Annotated in this window: 15 protein-coding genes; 4 read left to right on the plus strand and 11 right to left on the minus strand. The window is 71.0% G+C overall.

What is annotated here, in order from left to right:
* Window positions 1-143: 143 nt before the first annotated feature.
* The 4 genes from CLU95_RS03205 to CLU95_RS03220 all read left to right on the plus strand — a co-directional run bounded on the left by CLU95_RS03205 (window position 144) and on the right by CLU95_RS03220 (window position 2,536).
* Window positions 144-845, plus strand: coding sequence for a fumarylacetoacetate hydrolase family protein (locus CLU95_RS03205; RefSeq protein ID WP_099790369.1), 702 nt, complete (start codon window positions 144-146; stop codon window positions 843-845).
* A gap of 19 nt (window positions 846-864) precedes the next feature.
* Window positions 865-1,416, plus strand: a complete 552-nt coding sequence (locus CLU95_RS03210) for an NUDIX hydrolase (protein ID WP_099790371.1) — start codon at window positions 865-867, stop codon at window positions 1,414-1,416.
* An 11-nt stretch (window positions 1,417-1,427) separates the two neighbouring features.
* On the plus strand, window positions 1,428-1,916 hold the full coding sequence (locus tag CLU95_RS03215) for a CreA family protein (RefSeq protein ID WP_099797090.1): 489 nt from the start codon (window positions 1,428-1,430) through the stop codon (window positions 1,914-1,916).
* A 113-nt stretch (window positions 1,917-2,029) separates the two neighbouring features.
* Window positions 2,030-2,536 (plus strand): murein hydrolase activator EnvC family protein, encoded by a 507-nt coding sequence (locus CLU95_RS03220; RefSeq protein WP_099790373.1) that lies wholly within the window; start codon window positions 2,030-2,032, stop codon window positions 2,534-2,536.
* 12 nt (window positions 2,537-2,548) lie between these two features.
* Here CLU95_RS03220 and CLU95_RS03225 read toward each other — a convergent pair whose 3' ends face one another.
* The 11 genes from CLU95_RS03225 to CLU95_RS03270 form a co-directional block, all read right to left on the minus strand.
* Window positions 2,549-4,174 (minus strand): phospholipase D family protein, encoded by a 1,626-nt coding sequence (locus tag CLU95_RS03225; RefSeq protein WP_099790375.1) that lies wholly within the window; start codon window positions 4,172-4,174, stop codon window positions 2,549-2,551.
* A 137-nt stretch (window positions 4,175-4,311) separates the two neighbouring features.
* Window positions 4,312-4,515 carry a hypothetical protein gene (locus CLU95_RS03230; RefSeq protein WP_257214521.1) on the minus strand — a complete coding sequence of 68 codons (204 nt, stop codon included), beginning with the start codon at window positions 4,513-4,515 and terminating at the stop codon, window positions 4,312-4,314.
* A gap of 87 nt (window positions 4,516-4,602) precedes the next feature.
* Window positions 4,603-5,160: an RNA polymerase sigma factor gene (locus tag CLU95_RS03235; RefSeq protein ID WP_099790379.1), complete on the minus strand. Its 558-nt coding sequence runs from the start codon at window positions 5,158-5,160 to the stop codon at window positions 4,603-4,605.
* A gap of 13 nt (window positions 5,161-5,173) precedes the next feature.
* Window positions 5,174-17,803, minus strand: a complete 12,630-nt coding sequence (locus CLU95_RS03240) for a filamentous haemagglutinin family protein (RefSeq protein WP_099790382.1) — start codon at window positions 17,801-17,803, stop codon at window positions 5,174-5,176.
* Window positions 17,804-17,942: 139 nt separating this feature from the next.
* Window positions 17,943-18,908 carry a FecR family protein gene (locus tag CLU95_RS03245; RefSeq protein ID WP_180288517.1) on the minus strand — a complete coding sequence of 322 codons (966 nt, stop codon included), beginning with the start codon at window positions 18,906-18,908 and terminating at the stop codon, window positions 17,943-17,945.
* 73 nt (window positions 18,909-18,981) lie between these two features.
* Window positions 18,982-19,518 carry an RNA polymerase sigma factor gene (locus CLU95_RS03250; protein WP_099790387.1) on the minus strand — a complete coding sequence of 179 codons (537 nt, stop codon included), beginning with the start codon at window positions 19,516-19,518 and terminating at the stop codon, window positions 18,982-18,984.
* A 9-nt stretch (window positions 19,519-19,527) separates the two neighbouring features.
* Window positions 19,528-20,187, minus strand: coding sequence for a secretin and TonB N-terminal domain-containing protein (locus CLU95_RS03255; RefSeq protein ID WP_180288518.1), 660 nt, complete (start codon window positions 20,185-20,187; stop codon window positions 19,528-19,530).
* Window positions 20,188-20,347: 160 nt separating this feature from the next.
* Window positions 20,348-21,718 (minus strand): trypsin-like peptidase domain-containing protein, encoded by a 1,371-nt coding sequence (locus tag CLU95_RS03260; RefSeq protein ID WP_257214522.1) that lies wholly within the window; start codon window positions 21,716-21,718, stop codon window positions 20,348-20,350.
* The gene (locus CLU95_RS31030; protein WP_257214523.1) at window positions 21,702-22,172 is read right to left on the minus strand and encodes a YbaB/EbfC family DNA-binding protein; all 471 of its coding nucleotides are present in this window, start codon (window positions 22,170-22,172) and stop codon (window positions 21,702-21,704) included. Before CLU95_RS31030 ends, CLU95_RS03260 begins: the two co-directional genes overlap by 17 nt.
* Window positions 22,173-22,204: 32 nt before the next feature.
* A complete protein-coding gene (locus CLU95_RS03265; RefSeq protein WP_180288519.1) occupies window positions 22,205-22,900 on the minus strand; it encodes a S1 family peptidase in 696 nt (231 codons plus the stop codon).
* A 237-nt stretch (window positions 22,901-23,137) separates the two neighbouring features.
* Window positions 23,138-23,722, minus strand: a complete 585-nt coding sequence (locus CLU95_RS03270) for an RNA polymerase sigma factor (protein ID WP_180288520.1) — start codon at window positions 23,720-23,722, stop codon at window positions 23,138-23,140.
* Between the last annotated feature and the right edge of the window lie 58 nt (window positions 23,723-23,780).

The raw sequence follows: 23,780 nt of genomic DNA on the forward strand, positions 1-23,780 counted from the left end.
GGAGAAAAGAGGTCGGGGAAACGCGCAGAAGCGCCTATTGTGGGCCGCCGCAAAATCCCGAGTCCGGCGTGCCGGCAAGCCCGTGCCGCCTCTGGCACACTGCCGGTCTCCCCTCCCGTTTCGCTGAAAAAGGACACCTTCCCATGGCTTCCGAGTTTGTTTTTGCCCCGCCGGCCACCGTTTCGGTGCCGGTGGTCGGTCAGCCCGCCCGCTTTCCGGTGCACCGCATCTACTGCGTGGGCCGCAACTACGAAGATCACGCCAAGGAAATGGGTTTCACCGGCCGCGAGCCGCCCTTCTTCTTCATGAAGCCGGCCGACGCGCTGGTGACGGTCGATGCCGGCCAGACCGGCTCCATGGCCTACCCCACGCTCACGAAGAACCTGCACCACGAGATCGAACTCGTGGTGGCCATCGGCACCGGCGGCAAGAACATCAAAGCGGCCGACGCCCACAAGCACATCTACGGCTACGCCGTCGGCCTGGACATGACGCGCCGCGACCTGCAGAACGACATGAAGAAGCAGGGCCGCCCCTGGGACATCGGCAAGAGCTTCGAGCAGAGCGCGCCCATCGGTCCGATCGTGCCCGTGGCGCAAGCCGGCAACGCCGAGCAGGCCGAAATCTCGCTGCAGGTGAACGGCGAAGACCGCCAGCGCAGCACCGTGAGCAAGCTGATCTGGAACGTGGCCGAAACCATCGAGCACCTGTCGGCTGCCTGGGAGCTGCAACCCGGCGACCTGATCTTCACGGGCACGCCCGAGGGCGTCGCGGCCGTGGTGGCCGGCGACACGCTGGTGGGCCAGGTGGCCGGCCTGCCCGCGCTGACCGTGAAGATCGTCTGACGCCAGGCGGTCCCGCTTCATGTTTCTTCGCGTACCCATCAAGCATTGCAAGAACTGCGGCACGACGGTGGTCTACCGCGTGCCGGACGACGGCGACACCAAAGAGCGCGCCGTCTGTCCGGCCTGCCACACGATCCACTACGAGAACCCGCTGAACGTGGTCGGCACCATCCCCGTGCTGGGCGACAAGGTGCTGCTGTGCAAGCGCAACATCGAGCCGCGCTGGGGCAAGTGGACGCTGCCCGCGGGCTTCATGGAACTCGAGGAAACCACCGCCGAAGGCGCGGCCCGCGAGACTGACGAAGAGGCCGGCGCCAACTTCGAAATGGAAGGCCTGTTCGCCGTGATCAGCGTGGTGCGCGTGGGCCAGGTCCACCTGTTCTACCGCGCGCGCCTGCTCGACGACCGCTTCGACCCGGGCCACGAAACCATCGAGGCGCGCCTGTTCACCGAGGAAGAAATTCCCTGGGACGAGATCGCCTTTCGCACCGTGCGCCAGGCGCTCGAACACTTCTTCGAAGACCGCAAGCGCGGCAGCTTCGACCGCGTGCACGAACTCAGCATCGTTTGACCAATTTCTCCATGATCAAGACCCTTCGCGCCACCCTTCTCTGCGGCGCCAGCCTCGGCTTTGCACTCGCGGCCTCGGCGGCCAAGGCGGAGACGGTGGGCGAGGTCGACACGGCCTTCAAGCTCATCGGTCCCGACCACAAGATCGTGGTCGAGGCCTACGACGACCCCAAGGTCAGCGGCGTCACCTGCTATGTCTCGCGCGCCAAGACCGGCGGCATCGCCGGTGCGTTCGGCGTGGCCGAGGACAAGGCCGAAGCCTCCATCGCCTGCCGCCAGGTCGGCCCGGTGAGCATCACGCAGCCGCTGCCCAAGCGCGAAGAGGTTTATACCGAACGCCTGTCGGTGCTCTTCAAGCGCCTGCGCGTGGTGCGCATGGTCGATCCCAAGCGCAACACGCTGGTCTACCTGACCTACTCCGACCTGCTGATCGACGGCTCGCCCAAGAACAGCATCACGGCCGTGCCGGTCGATCGCGGGACGCCGATCCCGCTCAAGTGATGGGGCTGCTGAAGGGCCCGGCGGTGCGAGTTTGCTAGCATGGTCCGAGCGGCCGACACTGCGGTGTCGGCCTTCGACGGAACCCTCCGCAACGAATCCGTTCCAACAGCGTCATGCACCTTCAGACTTTTGTTTTACGTACCGCCGCCACGCTGCTCGTGGCCGGCGGCATTGCCGCCTGCACCACGCCCGGCCCCACGCCGCCGCAGCAGCCTGTTCCAGGCGCCACGCCGCAGCCGCCGCGCCAGGCGCTCTTCATCCGCCCTGCCGCCGGCACCACCGTGGGCCGCTTCGACGGCGTGCGCAACAAGGGCCTGGACATCGCGGGCAACCTGGGCGACCCCATCGTGGCCTCGGCCGACGGCCGCGTGGTGTACGTGGGGGGCGAGCTGCGCTCCTACGGCAACATGGTCATCGTGAAGCACAACGAGACCTTTCTGACCGCCTACGCACACGCCAAGACCATCCTCGTGAAGGAAGGTGCCGTGGTGCGCCAGGGCCAGAAGATCGCCGAAATGGGCAACAGCGAATCCGACCGCGTGAAGCTGCATTTCGAGATCCGCAAGAACGGCACCGCCGTCGATCCCGAGCCGTATCTCAACGGCCGTTTGCAGCAGTAAACGTAAAAGCCGTTACAGCAGGCTTTCGGGCACCAGCGGCGCCAGCAGCTCCAGCCGCCAGCGGGCCCAGAAATGGGTTTCGGGCTCGGTGTGCAGGATGGTGTCCGCCCCGTCGCCCGACGCCGGGCTCACCCACTCGATGCCGCCGCGCGGCCCCAGCTGCAGCTGGTAAGCGCCGTCCAGCCGCATGAAACCGATCAGGCTCGTGAGCTGCTGCGCGATCTGCGGGCTGAAGATGAAGATGCCGATCTCGGTGTTGTGCAGCGCCGAGCGCGGGTCGAAGTTCATCGAGCCGACGAACACCACCTGCCCGTCGATCACCGCCGACTTGCCGTGCAGCCGCCCGCTGGCCGAACCGTAGATGCCGAAGCGCTTCGTCTGCTCCACGCGCTTGGGGCTCAGCTCGTACAGTTCCACGCCCAGGCGCAGCATCTGCCCGCGGTAGCGGCGGTAGCCGATGTGCACCAGCGACTCGTCGGTGGCCGCCAGCGAGTTGGTGACGATGGTGTAGCCCACGCCGTTGCCGCGCACGATCTGCATCGTCTCCATGCCGCCGCGCCCGGGAATCAGGTAGGGCGTGGTCAACAACACCCCGTGCTGCGCGCCGCGCAGGTAGCGCTGCACGTTGTAGAGCACGCTGTCGGCGGCCTGGTCGGCCGGCAGCCCACGCCCTTCTTCCGTCGGCGCCAGCGCCTTGGCGGGTACGTCGGCATACGCCTCGGCGCGCGCCCAGCTCAGCGAGAGCTTGCCGGCGTTCAGGTCTTTCGCGAGCGGGTTGTGGCCCAGCAGGTCGGTCGATTCGGGCTCTTCGGGATGCAGCGTCTCGGGCCCCGTGGTGAGCCGGTCGAAGCGCTCGCGCAGCGCCTGCGCCGACTCGCCGCCGCGCGGCACCAGCGACTCGATGGGGTACACGTACGGGCTGTTCCAGTACATGTCGAACAGCGACGACAGCCGGGGCACCACGGCGCCGGCCACCAGCGTGTCGATGTCGATGAAGTTGGAGCCGCCGTCGCGCAGGAAGTACTCGTTGGCGATGTTGCGCCCGCCCATGACCGCCATCGTGTTGTCGACCACGAACAGCTTGTTGTGCATGCGGCGGTGCACGCGGTCGAAGTCCAGGATCGACCACGCCCAGCGCGTGCTGAAGCGCGAGCGCCCGGCCGGGAACGGGTTGAACAGGCGCACCTCGACGTTCGGGTGCGAGGCAAAGCTGGTGAACAGCGGGTCGGCACCCGCCGTGTACAGGTCGTCCACCAGCAGCCGCACGCGCACGCCGCGGTCGGCCGCGTCGCGCAGCGTGCGCAGCAAATAGCGGCCGGTCTCGTCGTTCTGCACGAGGTAGTACTGCACGTCGATGGAGCGCTGTGCGCGGCGCGCCAGCTCGATGCGCGCATGCAGCGAGAACTGCGGCATCGGCAGCAGGCGAAAGCCGCTGAGCGGCTCGCCCGGCGGCGCCGCGGCACGCACCAGCTGGCCCAGCGCGGTGTCCGAGCCATCGGTGATGGCGCTCGAGGGCTTGCGCACCACCTCGGTCGGCAGGCCGGCGCAACCGGCGAGCACGAGCATCGCCAGGCCGCACAGCAGCCATGCGAACCACCGGGCGCGCGACGCGTCAGCGCGGGGTGGCGGGTTCTGCATGAACGACGACGACGGGACGACGAAAGTGCACAGGCGAGGGAGCGAGAACGGGGGTGGAAAGCGCCGCTGGCGCGCCGCGGCTGGCGGTTTCTACCACGCACGGCGCCACCGCGCTTTCAAGGCCCCATCGGGGCGTGTCAGTGCCCGCGCTCGGGCGACCACTGGCGCACGAAATGCCCCGCGCGCACGTTCGCGCGCGCCACGGCCGAGTCCCACGACAGCTGCTGCGTGATGACCAGGGCGCAGCGCGTGATGCCGTCCAGGCTCAGCGCCGCGATGCCGGCGTAGGTGCCCTTCGGCGTGCGCGTGAGTTCGAACCATCCCGTCCAGCCGTCTGGCACGCGAAGATCCAGTCGGACCATCTCCATGATGAAACCATCATAAGACTTTGGTATTCAAATGCAAACTTTGAATACAAAAGCAAAGCCTCAGGCATGCGCACCCGACGCGCGCCCCACGGGCAGGCGCAGCAGCGCCTGGCGCAGCGTGGAATCCACCCGCCGCAGCGACAGCCCGTGCCGTACCGCCACCTCGTGCCGCGTCAGCTCGTGCACGCGCAAGGCCACGAAGATGTCCTGGTGGCGGTGCGGCAGCCCCTGCATCGCGCGTTCGACCGCCTTCAGGTCGGAGCGCGCCTCGGCGATCAGCTCGGGCCCCGGCGCGTGATCGGCCACCTGCGCAAGCGCGTCGTCCGCCTCGCCGGCGTACTGCCAGGGACGCTCCGCGCGCAGGCGGTCCATCGCGGCATTGCACGCCACGCGGAAGATGTAGGCCACGGGGTTCTGCAAGGTGTCCGTGAAGGCGGCCTCGGCCAGGCGCAGCCAGGCATCGTGCAGGCTTTCGGTGGCCGCGTCGGCGCACCCCAGGTGCATCGACAGCCGCCGGTGCAGCTGTGCGTAGTGCGCCACCAGCAGTTGCTGGACATCCGGCGGCGCAGGGGCGACCCCCGCGGCATCGCCGCGGGGCAGCAGGCAGGCGTGCGACATGGTGCGTCGCCGCTCAACGGCCGCGCGGCAGGCCGCGCCGTTCGGGCTCGTTCAGGCGCGCCAGCTGCGCGTCGGTGAGCGCACCGTGCCCGACCATCTGGACAAAGCCCGACGGGTCGTAGCTCGCCTGCTCCGCGGGCTTGCGCCGTACGTCCGTTGCCTCGGGCGCGCCGGACGCCGGCTCGTTGCCGAAGCCCAGCACGCGCACCGAGAACACCGACGGCAGGCTCTGGCGCGCCGCCGCGCGTTCGCGCTGCATCACGTCCTGCGCCGCCGCCGTGGCCTGCGAAGCCGCGGCGCTGGCGTTGGCGAGGGCCCCGACATTCACCGACGCCACCACCGGCAGCCCCGTGCTCTTGCCCTGCACCGCCACGTTGGCCGCGTTCACGATCTGCAGCGCCGCCAGGTTCACGTTGCCCGACACGCGGATGCCCGCCTCGCCCGCGTCGATGGTGCCCAGCGGCGCGATCAGGTCGATGTCGCCGGCCGGCACCTCGGGAATCGGGTTCAGCGTGGCAATGCCCGCGCCCGTGCTCGGCACGTCCGACGACAGCACCACGTTGCCCCAGCGGTCGTACACGCGCTTGGGCGGCGTGTAGACCACCGTGGTCTTCGAGCCGCGGCCCGCGTTGATGTCGCCCTCGGCCGACCAGCCCAGCACGCTGCCGCCGAAGGTGGTCATGATCCGGCTCTGGCCCAGCAGGATGCTGCCCAGCGCATAGAGCGAGATGTCGCCCGCGCCCTGCGTGATCACGCCCGGAATCAGCGTGCCCACGGCCTTGGGCGCCTCGCCCTCGATGCCGAACACCTGGCGTCCGCCCGGCGTGAGCATCGCGATGTCGCCGCCGAACAGCGTGTTGACGCCGGCCGCGCCGAACATCGTGATGTCGCCCCTGTAGCTCGTGCCCGGGAACAGCGACGCGATGGCGTTGCGCCCACGCAGGTAGCTGCCATAGCGCACGCCGGCCTCGTCGTTGTATTCGCGACCGCCCTCCTTCAGCTCCGCGAAGTACACGCCGCGCAGGTAGCTGCGCTGCTGCTCGGGCGGCAGGCCGTTGAAGAAGGCGAGCGCCTCCTGTGCACCGCCCTTGCCCCTGTAGCCCTGTGAGGCTTCGAGCCAGTTCACCAGGTACAGCTGGCTCGCCTGGCGGTAGTCGTTGGCGAGCACGCGGCGCGGCGTGCCGGTTTCGCCGTCGAGGCTGGTCTGGCGCTGCGCCATCCACGCCGCCGCGCCGTTCTCGTCGCCGCTGTAGCCGAGCTCGGCGCGCAGCCAGTCGCCCAGCGTGAGCTGGCGGTTGTAGTTCTTCACCACCTTGCCGGCCTGGTCGGCCAGCGGCTGGCCGCTCTGCATGAGGTTGACGGGATCGAGGTAGCGCTGCGCGAAGCCCCTGTAGTCGGGCCCGCTTGAGCCCACGCCCGCCAGCATGGCGATGCCTGCACCGGGCCGGTTGTCGCCCGGCACCACCGCGCCGAGGCTGCTCACCGAGGCCTTGTTCTCCATGCGGATGTCGCGGCCGGCCGTGATCTCCAGCGTGCCGGGACCGGCCACGTTGAAGGTGCTGAACAGGATGTCGCGGCCCGCCGAGACCACCGAGATGTCGCCCGGCTTCTGGTGCGCGAACAGGTTGCCGCTGCTCTCGAAGTAGGCCTGCGCCGCGCCGTTCGAGGGCTCGGTCCGCCCGACGGGCGTGCCGCTCGCGACGATGTCGCGCCCGGCCCGCATCCACACCGGCTGCGCGCCCTCGTACCAGGTCTGGCCGGCACGCGTCGCGTCGTCGGGCCTGAAGCGCAGGATGCGCCCGCTGCTCACGCCGACCAGGTCGCCCTGCACGGCATAGAACCGCGCCGGCTGCGTGCCCACCGTTTCACCCGACACCGTGTTGGGGCCGAAGGCGAACAGCGGACGCACGCCGCCTCCGTCCAGGTTGTTGCCGCCCGACAGGTTGCCGAGCGCCGTGCCGTCGCCGGTCGTGCCCTGGAAGGCCGGGCGCAGCGGCGTCGCCAGCGCCGAGGCGGCCGCGCCCGACTGGCTCACGGTGTTGCCCCCCGCATAGATCGAGTCGCGGGCCAGGAACTCCAGCGCGCCATGGGCCGCGGGCGCCAGCACCAGCGGCGTGCCCGTGCCGATCTCCTGGAAGGTCGCCGCATCGCCGTAGAACAAGCTGCCGCTGGCGGCCACTGCATGCAGGATCGACGGATACACGAAGGCCGAGTCGGTCACGGGCAAGCCCGCGCCGCCCGTCACCGGCACCAGGTCGCCACCCGTGGCGAACAGGCCGATGGCGGTGTGCGGCGTCCACAGGGTGAACCAGCTCTGGCCTTGTCCCGCCAGGCCATTGGCGCTGAACGGCGTGGCATTGGCGAGGCCCACGCGCGTGGGGTCGATCACGCCCTTGACCACCAGGTCGCCCCGCGTGGCGAGCGTGTAGTTCGCATCGCCCGGCGCCAGCACGATGCCGCCTTGCGCCATGCCGCGGGTCGCGGTGTACAGGTCGTAGGCGCGGGTTTCGCGGGGCGACTGCGACCGGGCGTAGAGACCGTAGACCAGGGGCAGGCTGCCGAGGCTGCCAGCCTGCAGCTGCACGTCGCCCCGGAGGTTGACGATGGCCCCGTTGAGCCCGGCGTCCACGTCGCCGCCGGCGCCCTGGACGAAGGGGGTGTCCAGCGGATTGAAGGCGCCGCCCACGCGCACCTGCACGTCGCCGCCGCCCGTCAGGCTCAGGCGGCCGTCGGCCAGCACGCGGCCGGTACCGCCCACCGCCAGCACCAGGCCCTGGCTGCGCCGGCTGTCGGTGGACGAATCGATCCTGGCGCCGCGCCGTGCCTGCAGGCCCGCGTTGCCGCCCACGTCCACGCGCAGGTCACCGCCACCGAGCGTGCCGAAGCCGGTGAAGCCGAGCAACTTGTCGGCCGCCCCGGGCGTGCCGACATAGGAGCCGAAGTTGATCCACCACGCCGTGGGCTGGTCCTGCCCGCCACCGAAGCTCTCGCCCGTGCCCTGGCGCCACAGCCAGTTGCCGATGGCGCCGCTGCTGAAGCCATTGTCGGCGGGATTCGGCCGCCTCGAGCCCGTGCCCCCGGCGATCAGCGTCATGTCGCCGGTCAGGTCGCCGCCGGCCTGGAGCGTCAGGTTGCCCCCGGAGGCCGGGTACCAGGCGCGTGCCAGGTTCTGCGCGCCGCCGTCGACGAACTTCTCGTAGCCGCCGTTCGCGTCGTTGAGCACCGTGCCGTTGGCGCCTACCGCGCGCGACAGGTTGTAGGGGTCGCCGGCATGCGTGGCCTGCGACGAGGCGCCGGCGGTGTACACGCCGAACAGCGAATCCATGCGCAGGTTGCCGGCGGCCAGCAGGTCGAGATCGGCCGCGCCAGTGCGCACCACGCTGAAGCGCGCGCTGCCGGGGACCATCGCGTATTCAGGCTTGCTGTTGGACACGCAATAGTCCGGCACGTCCTTGCAGAAGAACTCCACGTCGCCCACGATGGCCGGATCGACAGGGTCGCCTACCTTGACGGTGATCCCGCTCCAGGACAGTTCCTCGACCGCTTGCGCAGACCAACCGAATCCGCCTTTCGGTGGCAACAGCTTGCCGAACATGCCGTAGTGGCTGTCCGCCAGCCGCAGGTCGCCCCGGCCCGCCGCCGGATGCACCTGCACGATGCCGTTGTCCGCCGCGTTCAGGTCCGCACCCGCCACCAGCCGCAGCGACCACGACTGCGAGCCTTCGGGCAGCATCGCCGCCGCGGCCCACAGCCGGCCGGCGCCGTCCGGGCGCAGCTTCACCGAGGTCACGCCACTGGGCAGCTTGATGTTCGTTGCGGCCGGCAGCAGCGCGCCCAACGGCAGCGTGAGGGCGCCGCTCAGCACGAACTTCTTGCCGTTGCCGGGCAGCGGCACGCCCTTGGGCCACACCACGCCCGACAGCGTCGCCGCCGACGGCAGGCGCATGCCGGCCCCCAGGCGCGTGCCCACCGGCAGCGTCACGTCGGCGCCGCTGACGATGCTGCCCGCCGCGAACAGCAGCGCGCCCGAGGCGCTGCGCACGTCGGCGCTCAGCACCGTGCCCACCTTCAGTTCGAGTGCCTGGGCCAGCACGCTGGCCACCGGCATCAGTTGCCCGGCCACGAAGAGCGTCGACTTGATCGGCAGGTCGTAGTTGAGCGTGCCGGCACCGCCCTCGAAGGTCGTGCCGTCGGCCAGCACCACGCCGCCGCGCGGCAGCACGGTGTCGCCGCGCAGCAGGTTGACGCCCGGCAGCAGCAGCCAGCCGCCGTCGTCCTGCGTGGCGGGCGGCGGCGCGAAGCCGTCGTTGATGCTGCCGAAGATGTCGAGGTTGCCGCCCGCGCGGATGGCCAGCGCGCCCACCTCGCCCGAGCCGTACACGTTGGTCTTTTGCGTGTGCAGGTTGGCGCTCGCATAGCGATAGCCCGACAGGTCGATGTCGCCCTGCACCACCAGGTCGCCGTCGGGTGCCTTGCTGACGATTTCCACGCCGGGGCGCAGATGAAAGGCATCGGCATAGCGCGCGTTGTTCAGTCCCGCAAGCTTGCCGTTCATCAGCGCGCCGTTGGCCAGCGCGTGGTCGATGAAGGCCGTGCTCTGCAGGTGCTTGGCGTCGAGGTAGACCTGGTCGATGACCTGGTAGGGCCGGCCGGTGGCTGCGGCGTCGGTGCCGAAGCGCGCATCGTCGTAGCGCCACATGCCGTTCACGGCGATGGAGCGCGCGCCCTCGATGGCGAGGGTGCCGCTGGCGTCGATGCGGATGTCGCCGACGGTCTCGCCGGTGCGGCCCGCGTTGAGTTCCAGCGTGCCGCGTGCCCGGCCGTCGTTCTGGCCCGGCTCGCCGCCCACCTTCGCGTCGGTGCCGTGTCGCAGGTCGATGCGCGAACCCGAGGCGAGCGTGAGCTGCCCGTCTTTCGACGTGAGTTCGACCATTGCGCGGTTCGGCGAATCGATGATCTGGCCGTGGCTGTCCACGCGCAGCGTGCGGCCGTGCGCGTCGAGCATCGCGCTGCCGGCCAGCGTGAGGTTGTGCTTGGCCGCGAGGTTGATGCGGCCCACGCGCTCGCCGCTGGCATCGATCGTGCCGGTGACGGTGAGGCTGCCGTTGTCGAGCGACACGTTCACCTCGCCGGCCTTCAGGCCGTCGCCGATGGAAAGGTCGCCCTGACGCAGCTGGAAGCTGCGCGCGCCGAACACGCCGCCGTCGTTCAGCCGCTGGTTGAGCGCCGCGAACTCGGCGTCGCCGAGTTGCCGCGCGCGCACGTCCACGCTGCCGGCCTGGAACGGCACCCGCGTGCCGCCCGCGTCGTAGTGGCCGCTGCTCGCGCCGAGGATGCGGCCCTGCAGGTCGACCTGGCCGGCCGCATCGTCGAGCGCCATCGCCTTCAGCGTGCCCGCGCGGTTGTTCTGCGCCGAAATGTCGATCACCGAGCCCGCCGCCTGCCGCAGGTTGCCGTGCAGGCTTTCGAGCACCACGTCGCCGCCGGCGCTGTACTTGCTCACGTCGTTGAACACCACCTGGCGGCCCGACAGGTCGAGCACCGCGCGGTCGGTCAGCGTGAGGTCGCGTTCGGCGCTCAGCGTGAGCTTGCCGCTGGGCAGCGCCACGGTGGTGTCCAGCGTCAGGTCGCGTCCGCGCAGGCTCAGCTCGGCGCCCAGTGCCGCATCGCCGGTGGCAGCCGCCGGCGCGCCGGTGGGTGCGGCCACGCGCAAGGTGCCGCCCGCCGTGATGCGGTTCACCGAGCCCGCCTCGCCCGTCAACAGCGGCGCCACGATGTTCAGGTTGCCGCCGCTGTACGCGTAGCCCTTGCCGGCTTCGTACGCGCCCTGCGACTGGTAGACCGAGAGGCTGCCCTTGTGGTTGGCGCTCATGCGCTCGCTGGCCTTCAGGTTCACGTCGGCAAAGCCAAGCACCAGGCGACCCGCGTCTTCCAGGCCGCTCGGCTGGCTGTTGGAGCCGTAGCCGAACTCGATGTGCTCGGCCTCGATGTTCAGCGTGCCGCTGCCGGTGCCCGCGCCATTGCGCACCACGGCCGAAGGCGCCGTGGTCGCGCCCTGCCACACCAGGCGACCGGTGCGGATGGTGGCCACGTCGTCCGCGCCGCCCTGGCCGTAGATGGCGGGCGTGGCCAGCACCAGCTGCGCCATCGTCGCCTTGCCGGTGGCGGGGTCGATGGTGTCCAGCGCCGCGGTGCCGAAGAAGTTGACGCCGCCGCTGGCGCTGAGCTCCAGCGTTTCGAGCGCGGGCGCGCCGTACTGCCGGTCGCCGCGCAACAGGCGGTCGAGCAGGGCCTGGCTCATGGCCAGCCCCGGCGGCAGCGTGTTGTTTTGCGCGGCGGCAGCCAGCGCGGCGCTGTCGCCCACGTTGATGCCGCGCACCGCCAGCGTGAGGTGGCGCGTGCCGTAGCGCACCGCCTCGTTCATCTCGAAGCGGTCGGGCGTCACCATGGCGATGGTGCCTTCGGAGTACAGCTCGGTCTGCCCGCTGCACGACGCGCTGGCACACACGCCGATCTGCAGGCTGCGGTTGTCCGACTCGGCCTGGGTCTGCGGCACCGGCAGCGTGCTCACCCGGCCGTTGGAGACCATCAGCATCTGGCCGTTCGCGGCATAGACGAAGCCGTCGTCGGCGTCATACGCGGCCTTGCCGCGGCCGAGCGTGTGGATGCGCGCGCCCTGCTCGACGACCACGCCGAGCGGCGAGCCTTCGGTCACCGCCACCGCGGCCAGGAACACTTCGGGCGCGGACAGCACCGCCCCCTGGCGCAGCACCACGCTGCCCCCGCCGTCGCCGGTCTGGATGACGTTGCCGCTCTGACCATAGTCGGCGCCCTGCAACCCGCCGATGACCAGGCGCGCCGCGCCCATGCCGCTGAGCGCGCCGGCGTCGAGCGTGACGCCCTGGAAGCCCGCCGTCGCCGGCGCGCCCGCCGCGACGATCTCCAGGCCGAACTGCTCATCGCTGGTCGTGGCCGCCACGGACCCGCCCCGCCCGCCCGCGCCCACCCGGAAGCGCGCCGTGCCGTCGAAGCGGAAGGCGTCGGCGCCCGCACCGGGTGAGAGATTCAGGTGCAGGTTGCGTGCGTCCGCCGGCAGCATGGCGCGCGGCACGCCCACGCGCAGCGCATCGGCGCTCACGAAGTCGGCGTAGCCCATCTCGTTGTATTGCGAATAGCTGCGCAGCACCTCGCCCGAGGTCACGATGGCCTGGCGGAACAGCGTGTCGCCGATGCCGGTGCGGCCCACGCCCAACTGCGCGGCCGTGAGCCACGAGCCGTTGCGCATCGCCAGCGTGCCGGTGGGCGCGCCCAGGCCGGCCGCGCCGTTCAGCTCGACGCGGAAGGCGCCCTGCTGCAGCGCATAGGTCGAGGGCATCAGCGTGTAGGTGCCTGCGGGCAGGCCCGGCACGCCGGCGCCGATGGTGATGTGCTGGCCCACGAGCGGATCGACCGCGCCCTTCTCCGCACCCGTGGGCGCCACCGCCGGCTGCACGCCGGGCACGATGGCGTACACCGGGTTGGTCGCGAGCCCCGGCAGTGTGAAGCCGCCGTGCGTGCCGACCTGCATCAGCGGGCTGAAGCGCGCGTCGGTCGAGCCACCGCGTCCGCTCACGAAGCCCGCGCCCGTGAGGTTGCCGCCACCCGACAGGTCGAGCGTGGCGCCTTCCTGGCCCTGCACGCTGGCCCCCATGAACGTGAGGCCGATCGTCTGGTTGCGTTTGTAGAGGTCGCCCGCGCCCACGCCGGTGAGCTTGACCTGCTTGCCGTCGTACAGGTAGTTGATGCCGTCGACCGTGCCGCCATAGGGCATGTTCAGCCCTTCGCCGCTCACGGACGTGAGGCTGCCGGGCAGCAGCCTGACCTGCGTGGTGAGCGCATCGCCGAGCGTCAGCTGCCCGAGCGGCACCCGCAGCACGCCGCCCTGCTCGATGACGCCGGCGCGCAGCGACAGGTCGCCGAAGGCCGCGTACGGCACGTCCGGCGTCGCGCCCGTGCCCTCGATGCGCAGCGCCGTGTCGGGCAGGTACGTGCCGTCCGGCGCCAGGCCCGCGGACACGAGCGCCACCACGCCCGTGGCCGGATAGATCTGCGCGGCGCGCAGGGTCAGGCTGCCGGGCACGACCAGGCTCGTGGAAATGCCGACGTCCTGCCGGCCTTGCAGAAAGCGCAGGTCGCCGCTGCTGGCCAGCGTGACGTGGCCGAAGGCGGCCAGGTCGACCGTGGGCGCTTCGCTCGCGCTGTCGAGCAACGGGACCTTGCCGTTGACGCCGAAGCCCATGCCGTCGCGGATGTCGATCAGCTCACCGGCCACATCGAGGCGGGTGCCCGACGGCACGCGCACCACACCGCCCTCGGCGACGGGCGCCCGCAAGACTTCGCGCGTGAACGACGGCATCGCGCCGGCCAGCCGCACGTGCGCGGCCGACAGCGCCACGTGCGCGTCGTCGGGTGCGTCGGTGCCGAGCGCGAGGCCGCCGGCATAGATCTGCAGGCCCTGCCGCATGCGCAGGTCGACGCCGTCTTCGAAGGCGAGCGTGGCGCCGGCAAACAGCGAGAGGGTGTCGAAGCCACCGCGCCGGACCGTGTCGGTGCCCAGCCGGGCCTGCCCGTATGCGAGGGCGCCGTCGTCGACGCCGGCCTGCAGGGTGTCGGGCGCGAGCGCTGCGCCTTGCGCCACGCCCAGCACCAGCACGCGATGCCGGCGCACGCGGTCTTCCGCCTGTTCCAGCGGGTCCAGGTGCAGGCGCAGGCCCGGCGTGCCGAGCACCACGGCCAGCGTGCCGCCGGCTGCGCGCTCGCCGCCTGCGACGGCGCGCAAGCTGCCGTCCAGGTGCAGCCCGTTGTACGACGCGAGCGAGATGCTGCCGCCGTTGCTGGCGACGTCGGTCGCGCCCAGGCCGGGCACGTCGAGCACCGCATGCGTGCCCGAGGCATCGAGCAGCGCGCCCGGGCGCACGACGACGAAATTCTGCGACGCAGTGGCTTTGCTCGACACCGCATCGATCTCGCCGCCCACCACGATGCTGCCGCCGTCGCGCACCAGGCCGTAGCGCTTGCCGGTGGTGTCGGTGGCGGTGGCCGCGTGCGCCGACGCATCGAGCACCGCCTGCCCGCCGATCCAGATCGAGCGGGCATGGGCCTTTGCATTGGCAATGTCGGCCTCGAGATCGGTGATGTCCACCGTCTTCAGCACGATGCGCCCGCTGTTCGCGCGCAGCGTGCCGTCCACCGTGAGCTGGCCGGCGCTGCGCACCTCGATGGCCTGGCCCGGATCGACGTGGATCGTTGCGCCCTTGCCCACCACGGCCTGCACCGTCGGCAGTTCCTGGGCGAGCGTGGTCGTCGTGCCGGCCTGCAGCGACAGGCTCGCGCCCTTGCGCGGCGTGAGCACGGCCTTGGTGGCGTCTTCCTGGTAGAGCGGCGGCGTCCACACCTCGAGCGCGTCGGCCGGACGGCTGCCGGTGGCGATGTCCTGCGCATGGGCGCCGAAGCGGTACACCGGCATCGTCACATCGACCTGCGCACCGTCGGCCACGGCGAGGCCGTGGTTGCCGATGAGCGCATAGCGGCTGAAGCCCTTGTCGAAGAAGTCGGCGTCGAGCATCAGCGTGTCGGCCTGCGCCATGCCCGAGGTGTCGCCGATGGCGACGCGCATGGTCTGCACGGTCAGCGTGCCGCCGCCGTCCACGCCGTGGCCGCGCAGCACCGCGCCGTCGAGCGCGACATGGCCGCTGCCGGCGTTGAAGCCGTCCGCCTCGAGCGTGACGCTGCCGCCCTTTCCGCCCTGCGGCTTGGCCTTGGCCAACAGCGCCGCGCCGGACGACACGTCGATGACGCTGCCGGTGCCCAGCACCACATCGCCGGTGCTGCGCACCGACACGCTGCCGCCGTTGCGGTACGCCACGCCGCCCGCATCGGCGGGGTTCGTCAACAGGTTGGTCCACAGGCCGCGGGTGTCGAGCGTCGCGCCGCCCGCGAGCACCACCGAGGTCGTGCCGCCGGCGGGCGCGGTGAGCGCGCTCGTGTCCTTCAGGTAGTTGAGGCTGACCTGTTCGAGCACGTTGCCCAGCTGGATGCCGCCGCCGCGCGCGACGAGGTCGGCGTTGACCTTCACGTCGGGGCTGTACAGCGTGAGGTGGCCGCCGTCGCCCGCTTGCAATGCTGTGTCGACCGCGATGCTGTCGGTGGCCGCGATGCGCACCGCGCCCAAATGAAAACCGCTGAGCTGCGCCGCGTCGAGCACCAGCGTGTCGCGGCGTTCGGCCGGCAACGCGGTCGCGAGGTCGAGACCGCCCGCAATGCCGTCGGCCGTGTCTCCCAGCACCACGTGCTTGATGCCCGCCGCATCGAGCCGCCGGTGGATCGCACCGGTCGCCTTGTCGTAGTAGGCGTCGTAGCGGCCCACGACGAACTGCCCGCGCTGCGCCACCGCACCGGTCGACTGCTGGTAGCCGTCGAGCCCGGCCTGCCGCGCCTGCGTCTGCCGGTCGCCCTGGAAGGTCTCGCCGACGATCTCGCCTTCGAGCACCGCGGCCTGCGTGCCGACGACGAGCAGGCCGGCATCGCGGCCCACGGTGTAGCCGCTTTCCAGCCGCGTCTGCGGGCCGATCAACGGGTTGTAGAAGAAGCCGGTGGTGTTCTTGCCCCAGCGCGCGTGTTCGTCTTCGAAGCCCTTGTAGACGCCCGTGTAGCGCAGGTCGCCCGGTGCCTTCGACACCTCGTACAGTCGCCCGTCCGCGCCCTTGAGCCAGCTCTGGTGGAGCTTGCCCGTGAGCACGTCGAGCGTGCCGCCCGAAATGTTGATGCTCGCGCCGCGCTGCGTGACCAGCTCGCCGCCGCTGAAGCCCACCACGCCGCCCTGCGCCATCCACTCGCCCACGCCATGCGCCTGCGTGCCGAGGTAGCCGCCCACCTCGAGCAGGCCGCCGCCGGTGTACCAGCGCTCGCCCTGGTAGCCGCCGGTGCCGCCTGGCACGAAGACCAGCGAGCGCCGGTCGATCCACAGGTCGTTGTTGTTGAGGTTCTTGCTGTCGCGGTTGAGCGGCGCATCGCGCTGCTCGTTGCCCTGCACGTTGATCTTGATGTTGTTGGATTCCATCGCGAGCTTCACGCCCACCGCGCCCGACACGTCGATGCGCGCGCGCTCGCGCACGAGGCTGCGCTGCTTGGCGTCGACCACCACCTGGCCGCCCGTGGCCAGCGTGAGCGAGTCGGCCTGGAACTCGACCGTGCCGCCGCTGGCGACTTCGACGCGCGACAGGTCGCGGCGGTCGTTGCCCGCCAGCACGATGTTGCCCGTGCCCACCTGGACCGCCGGCGCCATGAGCCCGGCGCGCTGGCTGTCGAGCGCGGTCGCGCCGCTGGTGTCGAGCGCGATGGCCGTGGTGCTGCCTTCGCCGAGCGTGACCTGGCCCGTCGCGCCGGTCGCGTTCAGATGCACCGTGCCCCGTGCGTTGACCGACGTGCTGGAAAGGATGACGCCGCCTTGCACCACCTCGCGCCCCGCCAGCGTGACGTCGCCGGTGGGCGCCTGGATCAGGCCCGAGTTGCGGACCAGGCCGGCCTTGCTGTCTGCGGCCAGCGTCACCGCGACTTCGTTGCCGCGCGTGGTCGAGGCCAGGTTGCCGTCGGTGCCCACGCCCTTGCGGATCGTGAAGCTGTCGCCCGCCGCCAGCATCGTCTGCCCGCCCGGCGTGGCGATCTCGCCGGCGTTGTGCACCTCGGCGCCCAGCAGCAGCACATAGCCGCCGCCCTGCGTGGCCGAGCCCGGCGCGGGCGTGGAAAGCCGTGCGCCGGCCTGCACCTCGACGCGGCCTTGCGCGTTCTTGAAGTTGGGCGTGTTGCCGTTGGCGTACACGCCGTGGGCCTGGAACTGCGCGTCGTCGATCTGCGCCGCCGCGGCCACGAGGTTGCGCGTGTCGACCTGGCTGCTGCCGCTGAACACGATGCCGTTGCGGTTGACCACCATCACCGTGCCGTCGGCCTTGATGCGGCCCTGGATCTGGCTCGGGCGCGCCTGCGGGTCGTTCACCCTGTTGAGCACCGCCCAGTCTTTCTGCTGCGCGAAGGCCACCGTGGTGTTCTTGCCGACGTTGAAGGTCTCCCAGTTCAGGATGGCCTTGTCGGCTGTCTGCTCGACGGTGACGACCGTGCGGCCGTCGACCTGCCGCTGCGAATCACCGGTCAGTGCGCGCGCATTCGACCAGCCGGCGGTCAGCGAATTCGTGTCGACCTTCAGGCCGCCGTCGGCCAGGCCGTCGGGCACAGAGGGATCGTTCTGAGCGGCCCGCCGCGCGGCCTCTTGTGTCGCCTGCTGCGCCGCGATGCCGCGCGCCGCGAGGTTCAGGTTGCCGATCGACTGGCGCAGCTGCTCATTGGCGCGCTGCTGCTGCGCGAGCGGGCTCGTGAACTGCGCCGCCGGCGACCCGTTGGGCATCAGGCCGGTGGCCGTGGCGGTGGCCTGTGCCGCGCCCTTGGCGTTGAACCAGGTCGGGCTGAAGGCGCGCTGCGCGTGGGCCGGCGCGGTGGCCGCACCGGCGGCCAGTGCCAATGCCATGGCCTGTGCCAGCGGCGAAATCCGGAAGCTCCTCGCATGCACGGCAGCGCCCTGGCGGCGGCTGCGGTGTCCCTCGTGTGTGTTCATCTGACGACCCGTAAAGAATGAAATGCACAGGCACGGAATCCGTGCCCCTTACGGGACAGACCGACGGACGCAAACAAAACCGCTAACTTTCTGGCGCAATCCTGAGCGCACGCGAGGGCCAATCAGGCTGTCACATTCATCAGCTAAGGAGGAGCACGCCGCCCGGCAGCGCGCGCGCATCGAGGTCGTACGAGCGCTGGATCTGCACCAGCACCGTGTCGAGCGAGGCGATGGCGAAACGCCCGCTGACTTCGCGCCCGGCCAGGCGCTGCGCCAGCAGCACCACGCGGCCCGGCCGGTAGCGGTTGATCTCGTCGATCACATGCGCCAGCGGCGTCTGCCTGAACACCAGCACGCCGCTGCGCCAGGCCGAAGGCTCGCGGGTGGCCACGCCCGCCACCGACCCGAGCGAGCCGGCGTCGTACAGCACCTGCTCGCCGGCCTGCAACTCGCGCGTGCCACTCCCGTGCGTGACGCGCACGCGCCCTTCGAGGCAGGTCACGCAGCCTCGGCCCGCGAGGTAGCGCACCTCGAAGCGACCGGCCTGTGCCTCGCTGCGGGCCGCGCCCGCCACGACACCGAAAGGCTGCGGCCCGGCCACCAGATCGACCGCCGCCTCGCCCGCGATCAGATCGATGCCGACGACGCGGCCCTCGACGCTGCGGCGCTGCACGCTGGTCTGCGTGTTGAGCATCAGGTCGACGCCTTCGGCCACCTGCACCGCGCGCTGCTCGCCGGTGGCCGTGCGGTAGTCCGCGTTCCATTCGCCGAGCGACGGCCACAGGCCCAGCGGCGGAGAAACCACCGCCACGCCCGCGGCGCCGGCCGCGCCCACCGCCGCACCGAGGAACGCGCGGCGCGCGGCCACGGGTCGCGGCGACGACACGGAAGGCCGTTGAATTTCGGCCGGCATGCCTCCGATGGCCGGGTCGAGCGCCTGCCACAAGCGCCGGGCCTGCGCGAGCGCGGGCTGGCGCAGCGGGTCGCCGTCGCGCCAGCGGCGAAAGCCTTCGACGTCGTGCTGCGTGGCCGCGCCGGACGACAGCCGGCGCAGCCAGGCCTGCGCTTCGCGCAAGGCCTGTGCGTGTGCATCGGGCGGGGTCATCGGGGCGTCAACCTGTGTGCGTTGAAAGATGTCGCATATCCATGAGACGGCTCTCGAGGCGGTGAACCGCAATTTATTTGTCATGCGGCTCCTTTGCTCTGAGCGCACGGCCCATGCGGGCGGCGATGTGGTCATGCGCCTCCTTGAGTTCCTTCTCCACCGTGCGCAGCGAGATGCCGAGCCGCGCAGCCACCTCGCGCTGCGGCAGGTGCTGCCAGCGCACCATCACCAGCACCTGCCGGCGCCGTGGCGGCAGGCGCTCGATGAGCGCACGCAGCGCGGCCAGTTCCGCGCGGTCTTGCGCGATCTGCGCGGGCCCCGGCGCGGGGTCGGGCGTTTCGTCGAGCAGCGCCTCGATCTCGTCGGACGTGGCCAGGCGCCCCTGCTTCGCGACCTGGTCGTAGGCCAGGTTGACGGCCACGCGCAGCAGGTAGGCGGCGGGGTCGTGCACGCCGTCGATGTCGTCGCGGCTTTCCAGCCGCAGCCAGGTGTCCTGCAGCGCATCGCTCGCACGCTCAGCATTGCCGAGTCGTCGCGCGAGCCGCTGCTTGAGCTCGTCGTAGCGGGCGACCAGGAAGTCGCGCAATGCGGGCAGCGCGTTCTCGGGCATGGCGATGCGTCAGTGCCGCACCGGGCATTCGAGCCCGGGCGTCTGCGAGCGCGGCAGGATCAGCATCGTGAGCGGCTGCGCCATGTCCGGCGGCGGCGCGCGGTCGATGCGCAACTGCCGCAGAGTGTCGAGGATCGCATCGTCGCGCGCGCGGTCACCGCTGGTGTGCAGCAGGAAGGCATGGGCGATGCGGCCGGTGCCGTCGATCACGAAACGCATCGCCGCGCGGTAGCCGCCCGGCGCCGAGCGCGGGTGCGCGCACAAGGCTTCCCAGATGCGGGTCTGGACCAGCCCGTCGTAACCGCGGTCCACGGTGGCAGGTGCGGCCTGCACCGCGTCGGCAGGCCGTGCCGGCGCAGGCGCCGTCGGTGCGAGCCGGAGCACGAAGGCGGTCGTGGCCCCCACGCCGGCATCGTCGGCGACCAGGCCCGTGCCCGCGAGCAACGCATCGAGTGCGGCCTGCGCATCGAACACCCCGTGCACGGGCGCAGCATGGCGTCCGGCCACGCGTTCGGCATCGAAGAACACGGGCAACCCGGTCGCGCGGCCGTACTGCTCCAGCGCCGCGGCGAGCGGCTGGGCCGCAATGTCGAAGGCGATGCGCGTTTCGTGCGGTCGGCGCGGCGCCGCGTCGGACTGCGCGCGGGCGGTCGTCCACGGGCCGGTCATGCAGGCGACCAGCGCGAGGCAGGCGAAGGAGACAAGAGGAAAGGAAAGAGGTGCATGCCGCATGAGTTCGATACGCCCGGCGAAAGCCACGGCCCGGGGGCATGTCGAAGCGGATGCTAGGTTCGCTTAATGACGCTCGAATGACGCGGCACGATTGCACTCAACACTTCGGCGACCCGGCCCGCGCGCAGATCGGCACGAAGATCCGCGCGCCCGCGCGCTGCACCAGCAACGCCGCCGTGCCGTCGGCCCCATCGAATGCCTGGGCCAAGGCTTCGGCGCTGTCGATCGGCTGGCCGTTGAGCGCCAGGATCACGTCGCCCGGCTGCACGCCCGCACGCGACGCCGCCACGTTCACGCGCTGCACCAGCAGCCCGCCCTCCACGCGCAGAAACTGCCGCTCGGCCGGTGCCAGCGGGCGCACCGCGAAGCCCAGGCGCGAAGGCATCGAAGCAGCCGCATCGCCCTGCAGGCGCGGCGTGTCGTAGCCCTCCACCTTCACCGCGATCACCTGCTCGGCGCGGTCGCGCCACACCATGAGGCGCGCGCGCTGCCCCGGCACCTGCTCGGCGATGAAGCCGAGCGCGTCGGCCGCCTGCACCACCTCGCGGCCCTGCACCGACAGGATCACGTCGCCGGTCTTCAGCCCGCCCCGCGCCGCCGCGCCGCGCGGCTCCACGTCGGTCACCAGCGCGCCGGCCGGGCGCGGCAGGCGGAAGGTGTCGGCCAGCGCCTGTCCCACCTCCTGAACGGCCACGCCGATGCGCCCGCGCGTGACGGTGCCGGTGGCCAGCAGCTGGTCCTTGATGCGCATGGCGGCGTCGATGGGGATGGCGAACGACAGCCCCTGGTAGCCGCCGCTGCGGCTGTAGATGCGCGAGTTGATGCCGATCACCTCGCCGCGCAGGTTGAACAGCGGCCCGCCCGAGTTGCCGGGGTTGATCGGCACGTCGGTCTGCAAGAACTGCATCGACTCCGCCCCCGGCAACAGCCGCCCCTTGGCGCTGACGATGCCGGCCGTCACCGAGTTGCCGAAGCCGTAGGGCGAACCGATGGCCGCCACGCCGTCGCCGGGCTCCGTGTCCGCCGGGTCGCCGATGCGCACCGTCGGCAAGCCCGTCGCGTCGATCTTCAGCAGCGCCACGTCGGCCAGCGCATCGAGGCCGATCAGCCGCGCCTGGAACTCGCGCCGGTCGGGCAGCTTCACGCGGATCTGCGTGCCGTGCGCCACCACGTGCGCGTTGGTCAAGATGAGTCCGTCGGCGCTCACGAGGAAGCCGCTGCCCAGGCTGCTTTCGTCGGCCTCGGCCGGCGCCACGCGCTGAAGCCAGCGGTCGCTGAAGCGACGCGCCGGCACCGAGGGCCGCTCCACGCCGATGTGGACCACGGCCGGCCCGTAGGCCTTGACCAGCGCCGCGAGCCCCGGCACGGGCCACGGCATGGCGGCGTGCAGCGGTACCGCAGCCGCAAGGCCCAGCAGCGCCACGCAGATCAGGCCGCGCCGGCGCGATCGCTCAGGTGCGCGCGACAAAGCTGAGCGTGAGTTGCAGCACCATCGGCTGGCGCATGTCGCGCGGCGGCGGCTCGGCCAGCGGCTGCGCGGTGAGCAGCGCGCGCAGGTCGGTGTCGGCCTGCGCATCGCCCAGCGAATCGAAGGCCACGCGCTCGACCTTGCCGCTGCCCGCGACCCACACGCGCACCACCACCGGCGCGGGCGGCACGGGCTGGCCCTCTTTCAGCATGCGGTCCTGCATCCACGTGTGCAGCCGCACCACGGTGTCGCTGGCCGGGTCGCTGAGCGACGACTGCAGCTGGTTGCTTGCAAGGTTCGCGTAGCTGATCCAGTGCTGCGGCACCTGCGGCTGCGGCTGTGTTTGCGCCGATGCCGCGAGCGGCGCGACGGCGGCCGACAGCCCGAGGCCGAGCCAGCCGAGCGCCAGGCGCAGGCGGCGCCAGCCGCGGGTCGTGTCGGAAGAAGAGGTCATGGAGGTTCCAGTGAAAGGCTAAAGAAGAACGCTCAACCGCACAGCACGCCGACCGACAGGGTCGAGGCCCGCGCGGCGGGCGACTGCTGGGGGCTGAGCTGCGGTTCGCGGCTGTGCGTGTACGCGATGCCGTGGGCGTCCAGGAAGTCGCGCAGGCGCGAGGCCGGCACCGCGCGCACCCGCGTCACGCCGCCCCCCACGCCCGCGGCCGAGGCCGCGCGACTGAGCACCATGCCCGACGCGTGCGGCGCGGCGGCGACACGCTCGACCACCACGCCAAGCAACAGGCCGTCGGCGCCCAGCACCGCGCTGCCGCTGGCGCCGGGCTGCACGCCCGACAGCAGCTGCAGGCCTTCTGCCCCGGACACGCCGGGCACGGTCAGGGCGTTGCTCAGCAACGCGGCGCGGTCGGGCATGCGCTGCAGCACCGCGTAGGCCTCGGCGAACACAGCCACGCTGCCCGCGGCCGACGCGCGCTCGCCCGCCGCGAGCGTGGCATGCAGATAGGGCGTGAGGGTGGTGCGCAGCACCGCGATGTCGAGCTCGGCGCTCTCGGCGATCACCCGGGCCTGTGCCACCTGCGCGTCCTTGAGGGCGAACAGCGAACGGCAGTCCGCCACCGCATGGCGCGCGGTCAGCACGTCGCCGGCGGCGTTGAGGAACACGCCGCTGGCATTGGCCTCGGGCGGCGCGCCATGCGCCGCGCCGGCCAGGGCAGCGAATGCCATGGCCAGCAGGAACGACGCCCACAAGGGCATGCGGGGGCCGGCAGAAGACAACAACAGAGGGGGCATCGGACAGTCACGAAAGCTCTGAGACAAAGACGGAACTGCGCGCCCGGGAATGTCGTTTGTCACAAAAATTTCATGAAACAACACTCACCCCACACCCAACCCGCTGTGGTGCTCATGGCTTGGATTCGTGGTGAAAGACGTGAACCTGATGGCCATGAACCTCTTGACGCTTCACACCTGGGCCGACATGCACTGGAACCTGGGCGCAGCGCAACAGGCGAGCGCTCGGCGCAACGCCGCATCGATGCGGCGCAACGACAGTCCGCTGCGCACCGCCACTTCCTCGCGCGTCATTCCGTCGATGCGCAACGCGATCAGGATGGTGCGATGGCCCACCGGCAGTTGCTTCATGGCTTGCTCCACGGCCTGAAGGTCGGAGCGCGCTTCAGCGATCAGTTCCGGGCCCGGTGCGTGGTCAGCGAAGCTCTGGAGTTCGGCGTCGGCATCTCTTGTGTATCGCCACGATCGATCACTGCGCATGCGATCCAAAGCGATGTTGCAGGCCACCCGGTACACATAGGCTTCCGGACTCTGCACGGTCGTGCACGTCTGCTCCGCGCCCAGCCGCAGCCAGGCATCGTGCAGGCATTCGCTCGCCGTATCCGCGCAGCCCAAATGCCGCGTCAGTCGCCGGTGCAAACGCACATAGTTGGCAACGAGGAAGTCGCGCAGCGGCGGGCCGCACCGCATCTCCTGCTGTCGTTCGTTCGTCGCTTCATCGCAAGCGAAGGCGTGCGGGCGGTGCGGAATGCTCACGAGTGTCATGGCGGGATAGAGGGCGAAGCGTTCCGCTGCCCATTCCCGTGGAGGGGGC

The sequence above is a fragment of the Variovorax sp. 54 genome (genome assembly GCF_002754375.1).
Taxonomy (GTDB): Bacteria; Pseudomonadota; Gammaproteobacteria; order Burkholderiales; family Burkholderiaceae_C; genus Variovorax.

Excerpts from the sequence above, each read along its gene's own strand:
- CLU95_RS03205 (WP_099790369.1), top strand. The coding sequence starts at position 144 with ATGGCTTCCGAGTTTGTTTTTGCCCCGCCGGCCACCGTTTCGGTGCCG.
- CLU95_RS03210 (WP_099790371.1), top strand. The coding sequence starts at position 865 with ATGTTTCTTCGCGTACCCATCAAGCATTGCAAGAACTGCGGCACGACG.
- CLU95_RS03215 (WP_099797090.1), top strand. The coding sequence starts at position 1,428 with ATGATCAAGACCCTTCGCGCCACCCTTCTCTGCGGCGCCAGCCTCGGC.
- CLU95_RS03220 (WP_099790373.1), top strand. The coding sequence starts at position 2,030 with ATGCACCTTCAGACTTTTGTTTTACGTACCGCCGCCACGCTGCTCGTG.
- CLU95_RS03225 (WP_099790375.1), bottom strand. The coding sequence starts at position 4,174 with ATGCAGAACCCGCCACCCCGCGCTGACGCGTCGCGCGCCCGGTGGTTC.
- CLU95_RS03235 (WP_099790379.1), bottom strand. The coding sequence starts at position 5,160 with ATGTCGCACGCCTGCCTGCTGCCCCGCGGCGATGCCGCGGGGGTCGCC.
- CLU95_RS03240 (WP_099790382.1), bottom strand. The coding sequence starts at position 17,803 with ATGAACACACACGAGGGACACCGCAGCCGCCGCCAGGGCGCTGCCGTG.
- CLU95_RS03245 (WP_180288517.1), bottom strand. The coding sequence starts at position 18,908 with ATGACCCCGCCCGATGCACACGCACAGGCCTTGCGCGAAGCGCAGGCC.
- CLU95_RS03250 (WP_099790387.1), bottom strand. The coding sequence starts at position 19,518 with ATGCCCGAGAACGCGCTGCCCGCATTGCGCGACTTCCTGGTCGCCCGC.
- CLU95_RS03255 (WP_180288518.1), bottom strand. The coding sequence starts at position 20,187 with ATGACCGGCCCGTGGACGACCGCCCGCGCGCAGTCCGACGCGGCGCCG.
- CLU95_RS31030 (WP_257214523.1), bottom strand. The coding sequence starts at position 22,172 with ATGACCTCTTCTTCCGACACGACCCGCGGCTGGCGCCGCCTGCGCCTG.
- CLU95_RS03265 (WP_180288519.1), bottom strand. The coding sequence starts at position 22,900 with ATGGCATTCGCTGCCCTGGCCGGCGCGGCGCATGGCGCGCCGCCCGAG.